Source organism: Pseudomonas akapageensis (genome assembly GCF_011355085.1).
In the GTDB taxonomy this organism is placed as follows: Bacteria; Pseudomonadota; Gammaproteobacteria; order Pseudomonadales; family Pseudomonadaceae; genus Aquipseudomonas; species Aquipseudomonas akapageensis.
In genome coordinates, this window is sequence record NZ_VXCP01000015.1 from 1 (window position 1) to 12,763 (window position 12,763).

11 protein-coding genes are annotated in these 12,763 nt (G+C 58.3%); 9 read left to right on the forward strand and 2 right to left on the reverse strand.

The window, feature by feature from the left end:
* Positions 1–210 precede the first annotated feature (210 nt).
* The 3 genes from F2S13_RS11725 to F2S13_RS11735 are packed head-to-tail and all read left to right on the forward strand — an operon-like array spanning position 211 to position 2,907.
* A complete protein-coding gene (locus F2S13_RS11725) occupies positions 211–558 on the forward strand; it encodes a RidA family protein (RefSeq protein WP_343047421.1) in 348 nt (115 codons plus the stop codon).
* Between the two features lie 54 nt (positions 559–612).
* On the forward strand, positions 613–1,554 hold the full coding sequence (locus F2S13_RS11730; RefSeq protein ID WP_166360865.1) for an NAD(P)-dependent oxidoreductase: 942 nt from the start codon (positions 613–615) through the stop codon (positions 1,552–1,554).
* Positions 1,555–1,605: 51 nt separating this feature from the next.
* The gene (locus tag F2S13_RS11735; protein WP_166360866.1) at positions 1,606–2,907 is read left to right on the forward strand and encodes an MFS transporter; all 1,302 of its coding nucleotides are present in this window, start codon (positions 1,606–1,608) and stop codon (positions 2,905–2,907) included.
* A gap of 18 nt (positions 2,908–2,925) precedes the next feature.
* Here the strand turns inward: F2S13_RS11735 and F2S13_RS11740 are convergent, their stop codons facing one another.
* Complete coding sequence (locus F2S13_RS11740) at positions 2,926–3,960, reverse strand: GlxA family transcriptional regulator (protein WP_166360867.1); 1,035 nt, start codon at positions 3,958–3,960, stop codon at positions 2,926–2,928.
* A 90-nt stretch (positions 3,961–4,050) separates the two neighbouring features.
* Here F2S13_RS11740 and pdxR point away from each other — a divergent pair, with 90 nt between their 5' ends.
* The 3 genes from pdxR to F2S13_RS11755 all read left to right on the forward strand — a co-directional run bounded on the left by pdxR (position 4,051) and on the right by F2S13_RS11755 (position 8,088).
* The gene (gene pdxR / locus F2S13_RS11745; RefSeq protein ID WP_166360868.1) at positions 4,051–5,547 is read left to right on the forward strand and encodes a MocR-like pyridoxine biosynthesis transcription factor PdxR; all 1,497 of its coding nucleotides are present in this window, start codon (positions 4,051–4,053) and stop codon (positions 5,545–5,547) included.
* A gap of 167 nt (positions 5,548–5,714) precedes the next feature.
* Positions 5,715–6,773 (forward strand): sugar phosphate isomerase/epimerase family protein, encoded by a 1,059-nt coding sequence (locus F2S13_RS11750; RefSeq protein ID WP_166360869.1) that lies wholly within the window; start codon positions 5,715–5,717, stop codon positions 6,771–6,773.
* A 49-nt stretch (positions 6,774–6,822) separates the two neighbouring features.
* The gene (locus F2S13_RS11755; protein ID WP_166360870.1) at positions 6,823–8,088 is read left to right on the forward strand and encodes an MFS transporter; all 1,266 of its coding nucleotides are present in this window, start codon (positions 6,823–6,825) and stop codon (positions 8,086–8,088) included.
* A gap of 59 nt (positions 8,089–8,147) precedes the next feature.
* Here F2S13_RS11755 and F2S13_RS11760 read toward each other — a convergent pair whose 3' ends face one another.
* Positions 8,148–9,920, reverse strand: a complete 1,773-nt coding sequence (locus F2S13_RS11760; RefSeq protein WP_166360871.1) for a SulP family inorganic anion transporter — start codon at positions 9,918–9,920, stop codon at positions 8,148–8,150.
* Between the two features lie 398 nt (positions 9,921–10,318).
* Here F2S13_RS11760 and F2S13_RS11765 point away from each other — a divergent pair, with 398 nt between their 5' ends.
* The 3 genes from F2S13_RS11765 (at position 10,319) to ppk2 (ending at position 12,695) form a co-directional block, all read left to right on the forward strand.
* The gene (locus F2S13_RS11765; protein WP_166360872.1) at positions 10,319–10,801 is read left to right on the forward strand and encodes an Hcp family type VI secretion system effector; all 483 of its coding nucleotides are present in this window, start codon (positions 10,319–10,321) and stop codon (positions 10,799–10,801) included.
* The gene (locus tag F2S13_RS29800) at positions 10,798–11,274 is read left to right on the forward strand and encodes a DUF2778 domain-containing protein (protein WP_166360873.1); all 477 of its coding nucleotides are present in this window, start codon (positions 10,798–10,800) and stop codon (positions 11,272–11,274) included. The genes F2S13_RS11765 and F2S13_RS29800 overlap by 4 nt, the downstream gene beginning before the upstream one ends.
* 602 nt (positions 11,275–11,876) lie before the next feature.
* Complete coding sequence (gene ppk2, locus F2S13_RS11775; RefSeq protein WP_166360874.1) at positions 11,877–12,695, forward strand: polyphosphate kinase 2; 819 nt, start codon at positions 11,877–11,879, stop codon at positions 12,693–12,695.
* Positions 12,696–12,763: the final 68 nt, after the last annotated feature.

The window sequence follows — 12,763 nt, forward strand, 5'->3', positions numbered from 1 at the left end:
GGGCGTCAAGGGTTAATTTGCGAGTTATTGAAATCAGCTGTTATTGCTCAAAAAACGCTCAACTCCTCCTCTCTTTTGGGCAATGCCGATTTCTACTGCTAATCGTCATTTTCTTCCTAGCTCGCCTTGCACGGCCAGCAGCACACTCTGCGCCGTTGCCACCCCTCAGTGGCTGCACACTTCATAACAATCACAACAAGAGGTGCCAGCGTGAAAATAGAGCGACTGGGTGTGAATGCACGTTATAGCCAATGCGTGATCCACGATGGCCGGATCGAGACAGCCGGCTTCGTCGCTCGCGATCCGAGCCAGGGCATTGCCGAACAGACCCGCGACGTCCTGCAGCAACTGGAGGACGTCCTGGCCCTGGCACAGGCGAACAAGTCCCACCTCACCCGCATACAGATCTGGCTCGCCAGCATGCACGACTTCGCGGCGATGAACGAAATCTACGACGCCTGGATCGATCCGCTCAATCCACCGGCCCGGGCCTGCGTCGGCGCCGAACTCGCCGATGCTCGCTACAAGCTGGAAATCCAGGCCTGGGCCGTTATCTGAGTCCATGCCGACCGCTCGACCCGGTTCTTCTCTCTATAGCCTCGCGAGGTGTTCATGTTGCATGACGTCGTATTCCTGGACCGTGACGGTTTCGCCGAGAGCGTGACCATTAAAGAGCTGCCATTCCCGCACCGCTGGACCACCCATGGCTATACAGCGCCCCAGGACATGGTCGCGCATTTGAAGAATGCCACGATCGCCATCTCCAGCGGAGTGCCGATTACAGTGCAGCAGCTTGAGCAACTAACCTCCTTGCAAATGATCTCGTTGGCAATGACCGGCACTGACGCGGTGGATATGGAGTATTGCCGCCAACGAGGTATCCAGGTTGCCAGTGTTCCCGGCTACGGCACCCATGCGGTGGCCGAGCACGCACTGGCGATGATCTTCGCCCTGATGCGCAACGTCGCTCGTTATCATCAGTTGCTGCTGAGCGAGCGCGAACGCGGCGGCCCCATGCGCAGTGCCTATTTCGATTTTCCGATCTTTGATCTGCGCGGCAAAGTGCTCGGCATCATCGGCCATGGTCCGATCGCCCTGCGTCTGGCGGAACTGGCCACACGACTGGAGATGGTCGTGCGCTTTCATGATCGCGACGGCCACTACCAGGGTGAACAGTACCTACCCCTCCAACAATTGTTGGCATCCAGTGACGTGGTCTCGATCAACTGCCCGCTCACGCCCCAGACTCGCCACCTGATCGGCCGCGAACAATTCCAGTGGATGAAAGCCAATGCCGTGCTGATCAATACAGCACGGGGCGCCATCATTCACGAACCTGACCTGATCTGGGCACTGCAAAGCGGCGAGATCGCCGGGGCGGCGCTGGATGTCGTGACCCATGAACCGATTCGTCTGGACGAACCGCTCTTGCAGCTCGCCAGCACCCACAACCTGATCCTCAACCCCCATGTTGCCTGGAGCAGCGTCGAGGCCATGCAAGGCCTGCTCGATGCCGCACTGAACAATGTCTCGGCGTTCGTCTGCGGACGCTAAACCTCAAACAAGCTCGTTATCCAACCAATAAAAACAACCAGGGTCATTACCATGGAAAACGTCGCTGCATCGAATGCCAGTTCCTTCGATCGCTCCCCCCTACGCGCTCTACATATCAAAGCCGCCGCCGGTGGCGTCGGCGGTCAGTTCTGCGATGGCTACGTGCTCGGCATCATCGGCATTGCCATCAGCCTTGCCACCACGCCTCTGGGCCTGGATGCCTTCTGGCTCGGCCTGCTCGGCGGCGCCGCACTGATCGGACTGTTCCTCGGCAGCCTGCTGACCGGACCACTGGCAGACCGCTACGGCCGGAAAAACATTTACCGCTGGAACATGGCGCTGTTCTGCCTGGTATCGGTTGCCCAGTTCTTCGCCCAGGACGCTTCGCAACTTCTGGTCTTGCGACTACTGCTGGGTCTGGCGCTGGGCTCCGACTTCGTCGTCGGAGTGTCGCTGGTGGCCGAACTGGTACCGCGCAGAGTACGCGGGCCATTGTTGGCATTGATGGCAGTGGCCTGGACGCTCGGTTTCACCATCGCCTATGTCGTCGGTTACATGTTGCAGTCCCTGGGTGATGACGCCTGGCGCTGGATCCTGTTCAGTAGCGCAGTGCCTTCTCTATTGGTCTTGCTGATTCGCCAGGGCACGCCGGAGTCACCACTCTGGCTGATGAAGAAGGGTCGCAATAAAGAAGCGCAGGCAGTGATCGAACGACTGGGCGGCCTTGAGTTGCCGGAGGTTGCCAAGGACGAAGTCAAGGCATCGTGGAGCCAGCTGTTCAGTCGCAAATGGCGGCGCAACACCCTGGTCGGCGCAGTGTTCTACACCTGCCAGGTGATCCCGTACTTTGCCATGAGCACCTTTATCCCGCGCATTTTCACGGCACTAAAAGTGGAGGACAGCTACACCGGCGGCCTGGTCTACAACATCTTTCTGCTGGCCGGCTCGGTCATCGGCCTGCTGCTGATCAACTTCCTGACGCGCCGGGCGTTTCTGATCGGCACCTTCACCATCAATGCCATTGCACTGTTCGTCCTGGCGACCTGGAGTGGCATGCCGGCCCACTATGTGATTGGCGTATTTGCCGTGTTCGCGTTCGTCATGGCAGCCTCGGGCGTGCTGGAGTTCGCTTACACCAGTGAACTGTTCCCCACGGAGCTGCGAGCTTCGGGTGTTGGCCTCTCGGTTGCCGCCAGCCGTATCGGCGCCGCGTCCTGCACCTTCCTGCTACCGGTGGCGATGGACCGATTCGGTGCTCCGGTCGCCATCGGCGCCTGTGTGGCGGCACTGGTCATCGGTGCCGTGGTCTGCCAGTTGTGGGCGCCGGAAACCAACCCGCGCTACGCCCGCTAAACCTGATCCCCTGCCCTGCTACATCAACCGCTCAGCCTTGTGCCGAAGTTTTCGGAACAGGCTGGGCGTTTCGCCATATTGCTTGCGAAATTGCTGAATGAAATGCGAAGCGTCGGAGAAGCCCGTCGCATAGGCAATCTGCGTCACGTGCAAACTGGTATCGCTGAGCAGCTTGCGTGCGTGTTGCAGACGCAGCTTGCGCCAGTACTGCGCAGGGGGCAGATCGGCGTTGAGCATGAAGGCGCGATGCAGTTGGCGTTCATTGCTGCCCAGTTGGCTGGCCAGGTCCTTGAGCGTGCAATGGCGTTCGAGGTTGACCTTCATATGGTCGATTGCCCGTTGCACCAGTGGATCCTCATAGACATGCACAGCCGCGGTTTCGCTGTTACCGACGCGGTGCTCGACCTCTTCGTCATCCACCAGTAAATACTCCAACCCTTTTTGCGCCCGCCGCTTGCCACAATGGCGACTGATGATTTCCGCCGCCAGGTCGAACGCGGTGCCACCGGGGCAGGTGAACAAGCCGTCGTCCTCGACATAGCTTTTGTCGACCACGATGCGCGTGTCGGGAAACATGGCGGCAAATTTGTCGCGCACAGTGAAGTGCACCGCACAACGCCGCCCCTTGAGCAAACCGGCCAGGCCAAGGGTGAAATAGGACGCGCACAGCGCGATGATCGGAACCTTGCGCTCATGCAGGCGGTGAATATAGTCGAGCAGTTGCGGCGCGGGATTGAGTACGCCCGATAGCAGCCCACCGGCCAGTACCACGTAGTCGTACTCGACTTCCGGATCGAGCAGACGGGTCGGCGCGATCGGCAACCCGCAACTGGCAGTAACCGGCTGACCGCTCACGGTCATCCAGTCCCATTGGCAGAAGATCTGCCGACTGTCGAAGGACTTGTCAGCGGCGAAACGCAAGGAATCGACGAAACCGGCAACGGGGGTCAGGGTGAATTGTTCGATCAGTACGAAACCGACACGCAGGTCAGGGCGCTGGCCGACTGGGAACAAGGTGTCATCCGGCGTATCGAAGAGACTCTGAGTCTTCATGTCCTGCTCGTTTTCCTCTATGCAGCAGAGGCTACATAATGCGCACTGCCAGTGCCAAGGCAAGCGAAAAACAATAGAGGTAATGACAGGGTGAAGTTATCCGGTGGCAGACTGCTGACAGGTATCGAGTTGGACCGCACGGGTTCGGTCCCCCTGTATCGCCAGCTCTACTTGCAAATCCGCCAGCAGATTCTCGCAGGCAGGCTGCCGGGAGGCACTCGCCTGCCCTCGACGCGCACCCTGTGCAAAGAACAGGACTTGTCCCGGATTACCATCCTCAATGCCTTCGACCTGTTGACCGCCGAAGGCTTCCTGACAACGCGCACCGGCTCGGGCACCTTTGTCTGCGCCGAATGGGAAGGTCGCGGCACAGCCGTCGACGAACCGCGCAAGCCCCCTCGGCTGTCGACCCTGAGCCAGTCCGTGCTGTCCCTGCGCAGCGACCACTTCAGTGGTATTTCATACGCCGCCTGGGAACCCGACTGCCCGACCTCGTTCCTGCCCAGCCACCCTGCGTTCGATGCCTTTCCGCTGCATGTCTGGAGGCGCCTGATCAACCGTCATCTGCGCCAGTCGACCAAGGCCATGCTTGGCTATGGCGAAGTGAAGGGACTGCTTCGGCTGCGCGAGGAAATTGCCAAATACGTCTATGACGCACGCGGCATCGACTGCAGCGCCGAACAGGTGGTCATCGTCTCCGGGGCCCAGCAGGCCTTCAATCTGCTGGGCATGCTGCTGCTCGATCCACAAGACAGCATCTGGATGGAGGATCCCGGCCATATTGCCGCACGCATCGCTCTCCAGGCCCAGGGTTGCCGGATCGTCCCGTTGCGCATCGACGCACAGGGCATCGACGTGCAACAAGGCTTGCGTGAATGCCCCGAGGCGCGCCTGGCGTTCACCACCCCTTCACGGCAACACCCCCTGGGCATCAGCATGAGTTACGCGCGGCGACTGGAGCTGATCGAGTGGGCCAGTCGCAACCACAGCTGGATCATCGAAGATGACTGCGACAGCGAGTTCCGCTACCAGAGTCGTCCGCAACCATCGCTCTATGCAATGGACCAGTGGGCACGGGTCATCCACGTCGGCACGTTCAGCAAGGTCCTCTACCCCTCCTTGCGCCTGGGCTACGTGATACTCCCGGAGGCGCTGGTCGGGCCCTTCTGCGCCATGCGCGCGGTCATGGATCGCAGCCCTTCCACCCTGCTCCAGGCAGCCACCGCCGACTTCATGAGCGAAGGCCATTTCCTCGGTCATATCCGCCGCATGCGCAGCCTCTACCAGGCTCGACAGGCTTGTCTGTTGGACAAGCTGCAACAGCGCGTGGGCAATTTCATGCAACTCAAGCCGGTGGATGCTGGCATGCATCTGATTGGCTGGCTGGCACCCGAACTGGATGATCAATTCATCGCCCAGGAGCTGGCCCGATATCAGACCCACACCTATGCACTGAGCGACTACTGCATGGAGCGCTACCTGCCACCCGGCCTGCTGATCGGCTTTGCCGGCACGCCTGAGGATCAGGCCGGGGACAAGGTCGAAGCCCTGGCCCAGGCGCTGCTGAAGATGGGTTACACACTCTGAGCCCGATGGATTTTCCAAAGGACTTCGTCGAACGCGCCACTCGCACCGCAGCCTCAGGCGGCAAAGTGGTCATAAAAACTAAAAAATAATGGATATATCGATAGCTCCAGCCTGGTGCGATAAAGGCGTCACCGGCCCGTCAGAGGCCTGCATCAGGAATAACTCTAATGAACTGTATCCAGGCACGCTTCAATGCCCTGCTAAGCAACAAAGTCCGTGGCGACCATCCGCCTCCCGCGCTGACCCCGCAACTTGCCCGCAAACTGATCGACAGGCTGGAGAGCCTTCGCCTGTTCGCCCATGGCTACCCCTTTCTGACCAACCTCACCCAGGGTCGCCTCACACCCGGTGACCTCCTGGACTTCGCCTGGCGTCACGAGCTCGCAGGCCTCAGCCTGCATGTACTCGATGGCGAACAGAACAGCCTGAGCCAGATGGGCTCGCAGCAACTGCGGGACTTTGCCGGCAAAGCCTCGGCGCTGGGGCTGGATGTGCATCTGGAAATCAGCAGCACACGCAAAGAGGATGTGGACCAGGTCATCGCCATCGCCAGAGCCATAGGCACGCGTAACATCCGTGTCTATTCGCGTTATGAAGGCCACCTCTCACGGGTCATGGACCTTATCGAGTCCGATCTGCATTACCTGGCCCAGCAGGCGGACCTGCACGATCTGTATTTCGACTTCGAGCAGCACGAAGAACTGAAGAGCTTCGAAATCGCTGAGCTGCTCAACCGTCTCGACCACCCGCGCCTGCACGCTCTGTTCGACTTCGGCAACATGATCAACGCCTGCGAACAGCCATTGCCGGCTCTGCAGGCGCTGGCTCCGCATATCCGCCAGGTTCATCTCAAAGGGGTACGCATCGTCCCCGAGCAGAACGGTTTCGGCCATTACGGTGTGCTGCAAGGCAGCGACGAAGACGACCTGCCCGGCGCGCGCATGCTGTTCGAGCTGTTGATGCTCGGTGAGCAAGCCCCACAGGTGATCGCCTTCATCCTGGAACAGGAAAACCACTACATCGCCCCCGCTTTCCGCCAGTCGGTGGAAGAACAGGACCCCTTCATCGCTTACCGGGAAATGAGCGAAACGGCGCTGCCCCCGGGTTACACCGCAGACCGAATGATGAGCGGGGAACAGCGCTGGGCGAACAACCAGGTTCGGCATGTACGCGACCTGCTCGGCGAATTGAAAGTCCTGGCCGAACTGACGCTGGCCAGCAGCTGACACCACCCAGCATTTGCAGACACAACCCTGATATCTGTGGAGAACAAAAATGACAGCACAGGCCAAAGCCAAATGGCTCAGATTCCTCATCCTCATTCTCGGCGGAGGAACCATCTACAAACTGGCGAATCTCAAAGACGCCTTCTACATACCCATGCAGGAATACATGGGGCTGAGCCACACGCAGATCGGCACGCTGCTCAGTGCCAACGCAATCATCGCCACTTGCCTGTTTGTCGTCGGTGGCTTCCTCGCTGATCGCTTCGACACGCGCAAGTTGATCCCCCTGGGGCTGATCGGTACCGGCAGCCTGGGGCTCTACCTGGCCACCTTCCCCGGCTTCAACATGCTGCTGATCGTATTCAGCCTGCTGGCGATCTGTGCCGACTGCATCTATTGGCCGGCCTTGCTCAAGGCCATCCGCAACCTGGGAAGCGACGGCGAGCAGGGGCGGATGTTCGGTTTCCTGGAAGGTGGTCGTGGCGTTGTCGATACACTCGTGGCCTTCTCTGCCCTGGGTGTGTTCGTGGCCATGGGCTCAGGCGAAACCGGGCTGAAGTCGGCCATCCTGTTTTATTCGCTGATCGACATCGTCGCCGGCATTCTCACCTGGTTCCTGCTCAAGGATGGCAAGAGCCAACCTGAAACCAGTCAGAAGTCCGGCCTGTCGGGTCTGCTCGAAGCCATCAAGGTACCTGGCATCTGGCTGGTCAGCCTGAATGTGTTCATGGTCTACATCGTGTACTGCGGCCTGACCTATTTCATTCCTTACCTGAAAGATATCTATGGATTGCCGGTTGCCCTGGTCGGCGCCTACGGCATCATCAATCAGTACTTCCTCAAGGTTCTGGGAGGACCTGCCGGCGGCTTCATGGCGGACAAACGCTTCAAGAGCCCTTCCCGTTACCTGAAGTGGTCGTTCCTGGCGCTGCTGCCCATCATGGCGATGATCTTGCTGATGCCAAAAGGACAAAGCTTCATCTATGCAGGCATGGCCGGCACCCTGTGCTTTGCGTTCATCGTCTTCACCATGCGCGGTGTGTTCTGGGCGCCCATGAGCGAAGTCGGGATTCCCCAGCACATCACAGGTTCAGCCTTCGGCATCGGCTGCCTGATCGGCTATGCACCCGGCATGTTCGCCTACATGATCTATGGTTCGATCCTCGACCATTTCCCCGGTCAGCAGGGTTACAACTATGTGTTCAGTCTGATGTGCGTGCTGGCGGTGATCGGCTTCATGGTTTCCAGCCTGCTGTATCGCGCCGTGCGCGACAGGGTCTCGGATGGGCATGGGGATGCGCTGGCGCAGGCTTGAATTTTGAGGGTTTAACCCGGCGTCCGTATTGCAGGATACGGACGCTTTATTCGTATCGCTCAGCGATCCTCTTCGTCCCAATCCACCCCATGGGTCAACACGTAGCTGTCGACAGCGGTACCTATGGTCGGGAAAAACGCCTGTTCGCCCAGCCTCGCGAAAAGTCCGAAGCGCTTGAGCTTGTCCTTGACCGGGTCTTTCATTTCGGCAATGCACAACTCAATCTCAGCGGCGTGCAGGGTCCCGACCAGTTCCACCAGCATGTCGGCGCTGGTCACATCCACGCTGGTGACCGGCTCAGCCGCAACCACCAGACAACGCACGGGTGTGGGCGATGCCGCCACGGCATCCAGCAGGCGGTCCTGGAACAGCTCGGCATTGGCGAAGAACAAGGGCGCATCCCAGCGAAACAGCACCAGCCCGGGAATCAGGCGCGCGTCGGGATAACGCTGGGTGTCATGGTAGCCCTTGATACCCTGCACGCGTCCCAGCACCGCGGAATACGGACGCCAGCCATCCCACAGGAATTCGATGACGGCAATCACGATCGCCAGGCCAATGCCCTGAATCGCACCAAACACGGCCACGCCCACCGTACAGGCGATCGACAACCAGAACTCCCAGCGCTGGATGCGATAAATCCGCCGCAGGTCGCTGAACTCGAACAAACCGATGGCCGAAGCAATCACCACCGCCGCCAGTGCGCTGGTAGGCAGGTACTGCAGCAGATTGGGTGCCACCACCAGCAGCAAGGCCACGGCCAACGCGCCGACGACGCCGGTCAGCTGGGTTTTGGACCCTGCTGCTTCGGCCACGGGGGTGCGGGACGAACTGCTGGATATGGGAAAGCCCTGGAAAAATCCAGCGGCCAGGTTGGCGATACCAAGCCCCACCATCTCCTGGTTGGGGTCGACATAGGTACGGGTCCGCGCCGCATAGACACGCGAGAGGACGCTGGTGTCGGCAAACGAGATCAGGGCCACGGCGCCACCGCCCATCAGGACGGGGACGATATCGGCGGTAGTGATCCAGGGGATGGCGAACGCCGGCAATCCTTGCGGAAGCTTGCCGAGGACCGACACCCCGGCACGTGCGGCGAGGTCCAGCACACCCACCGCGACGGTCGCCCCCGCCACGGCGATCAGAATGCCCGGCACGCGCTTGTAGCCCTTGAGCAGCAGGATCACCGCCAGGGTGGCAGCACCGACCATGAAGGTGGTCAAGTTGGTCTTGCCCTCCATCACCGCCGTGACAATGGCCCATATGTTTCTCAAGGGGCCGTCGCTGTCGATCGAAAAGCCGAACAGCTTGGGCAGTTGGCTGATCAATACGGTCAGGGCTATCCCGTTCATGTACCCGTAGCGGATCGGCTTGGACAGCAGCTCGGTGACGAAGCCAAGACGCGCTACACCGGCCAGGATGCAGACCGCCCCCGAGACGATTGCCATCATGCCGGCAAGGGCAACCGCGCGCTGCGGGTCGCCACCGGACAGCGGCAGGACGACGGCGAGGATTACCGCCACCAATGAAGAGTCCGGTCCCAGCACGAGAATCCGACTGGGCCCGCACAACGCGTAGGCGAGCAGCGGGACGATGGTTGCGTAGAGGCCATAGATGCCGGGGAGGCCCGAAGCTTGCGCGTAGGCGATGCCGACCGGCACCAGCATCGTGGTCAGCACCAGCCCGGCAACGATGTCGTGCCGCAACCAGGCCAATTGGTATTGGCGCAGCGTCTGCAGCCCCGGCATCCAGCGCGCCCAACCGGTCTGGTCGCCCGCCTTCACGCGGTGCGCTATCCGACCTGGTTCCGGGAGTGGATTGGAATCGTTCATGAGAATGTGGCCCTCTGCCAACGAGGAAAAGCATAGCTGCTCTTCTCACTCTTCTCGTTCCCACGCTCTGCGCTCATCGAGTGTTTTGTAGAACGGTGGGCGCGGAGCGTGGGAATGAGCTTAGCGACGAGTCAGTCGTTATGCCTTCACGCTATCGAGCAGAGCCTCAACCAGCGCCCGCGCTGACCCCACGCTTTGAATCATCGCAAACGCCAGAGCCTTGTCATTGAATTCAAGGTGTTCGACAGCTTGGCTGCTACAGAATTATCCGCATGCATTAAAGGAAATGTCTGGCTTACCCCATGCAGCATGTCGGGCACAGTCGAAAACATGATACCGCCACTTCTCTATGAAACGGCAGTACAAACCAAAAACCTCTCTAGATAAGGACTTTCAAAATGGCAATCCCAGCATACTTATGGTTGAAAGATGATGGCGGTTTGGACATTAAAGGATCTGTAGATGTTACCGATCGAGAGGGAAGTATAGAAATACTCGGATTCGGGCATGGACTATACCTTCCGACCGATAATATGACAGGAAAAATCACAGGCCCTCGTATTCATGCCCCTCTGACATTTGAAAAAGAATTCGATTGCTCCAGCCCCCTTCTCTACAAGGCAGTAGCAAAGGGGCAGACGCTAACATCAGCAGAAATAAAATGGTACAACATCAATCATACAGGGCAAGAACAAGAATACTTCAATATGCTTTTAGAAAACGTAAACGTTATATCTGTTTACCCCATGATGCACGACTGTAAAAACCCAACAATGGAAAAGCACAACCACCTCGAAGCGGTGGCACTCCGATACGAAAAAATAACATGGAAGCACTGCGACGGTAATATCATTTTTTCAGACAGCTGGAACGAACGATGATCAGGTGCACGTTTCATTTGAACGGAGGCGCCTTATCAACGCTGTCGTGTCCCGGGGTGGGCTTTTTTCCTGCCTACTCAGGAATGGAGAGCAGCCGAAATGACCCCCATGCCGTTTCAACTCCAAGCATCGGACCGCTTCCTCCCGGAAACTACTATATTGTTACGAGAGGAAGTGGTGGTCTAATAACCGGCATTCGAGATTCCTTCGCGTCTCTCGTATCCGGATCAGATCGGAGTATATGGTTCGCCCTGTATCGACAAGACTCCAACATAGATGACTTAACTTATATAGATAGCGTAGAGCGTGGGCATTTCCGATTACATCCAGCCGGATACAATGGTGTAAGCGAGGGATGCATAACACTACCTCGCTCTTCTGACTTCATGATTTTAAGGGAAGCATTATTGAAAACTGCGACCTTCAACCCTACGACAACATTAAAAGCCTTTGGTACAGTGCAGGTATACTAATGCGACCGATAAAGCATGCGATTCTATGGATTTCGGAATTCGCGACATTCACGCTTGTCTTGACAGTCTCCTTTTTGACCTTCCCAGAAGGCCCGCTTTATGAAATTTTTTCCAGGCACACAGGCGTTATACAAGGGGATAATTGGGACAAATATTACTTCCTGGGACTCTGCGTATTTTCGGTAGCCATTACCGCTTTGCTGGTCTTCTGTTTTGTAGCTGCGCTGGATCGACTTCGACGAAAACAGTGAGCTCGGCCACGACAGAAAATTAAAGCTGGCATAAAAAGCCGCATCAAGCGGGGTGCTTTCTTCTCGTTCCCACGCTCTGCATCATTGGTGTCCGGTAAAAAATAGTGAATCAGACAAACCGCATCGCCTGCCTCGCTGGCAAGCCAGCTCCCACAGTGGATAAAGCCTTGATCCACAAATTTTTGAACGACACAAAACTCTGTGGGCGCTGGCTTGCCAGCGATGCAGGCGACGCTGCTCTGGCTGACCAACCTCGACTTCAGCGTTCCGATATTGGACTACGCTGTACAAGCCAGTTTTGGATCAAGAAACGCCGACGCTTTGAACGCACACGGAAGCTGAGGAATTGCGATGAAAAAACCTAAATCCGTCAAACTCGATTCTGCCCCCAAACAAGAGCAAAAGCTCGGCCGCAAGGACTACGAGAAACAACTCGAGAAACTGCACGTCGAACTGGTCAAGTTGCAGCAATGGGTAGTGGCGACCGGGGCCAAGGTCGTTATCGTCTTTGAAGGCCGCGACGGTGCTGGCAAAGGCGGGACCATCAAGGCCCTGACCGAGCGCGTCAGCCCGCGTATTTTCCGCGTCGTGGCACTGCCGGCGCCCACCGATCGGGAAAAAAGCCAGATGTACCTGCAGCGCTACATGCCGCACTTTCCGGCAGCCGGTGAAGTCGTGATCTTCGACCGCAGTTGGTACAACCGGGCCGGCGTCGAGCGGGTCATGGGGTTTTGCGACGAAAAACAGGTGCGCAGTTTTCTCGAACTGGCGCCCAGTTTCGAGCAACTGATGGTCAACTCCGGTACCTACCTGCTCAAGTACTGGCTGGAAGTCAGCCCGCAAGAGCAGACGCGACGCCTCGAAGACCGCATCACCGACGGCCGCAAGACCTGGAAGCTGTCGCCCATGGACATCCGTTCCTACGATCGCTGGGACGACTATACCCGCGCCCGTGACGAGATGTTCGAAGCCACCGACACCCCATGGGCGCCCTGGTACGTCGCCCCTTCCGAAGACAAGAAGCGCGTGCGGCTGAACCTGCTCACTCACTTGCTGCAGCAGATCCCCTACAAGAAGATCGAGCAACCGAAGATCAAGCTGCCCAAACGCAAGATCGGTCGTTACAAGGCAATGGATTATCCATTCAAGTACATCGCCGAACCGTTTTGAGAGCCTGTTTCGACATACCCCGCACCCCATGAACGACAAGGCCGGCATCGATGCCGGCCTTGTCGTTC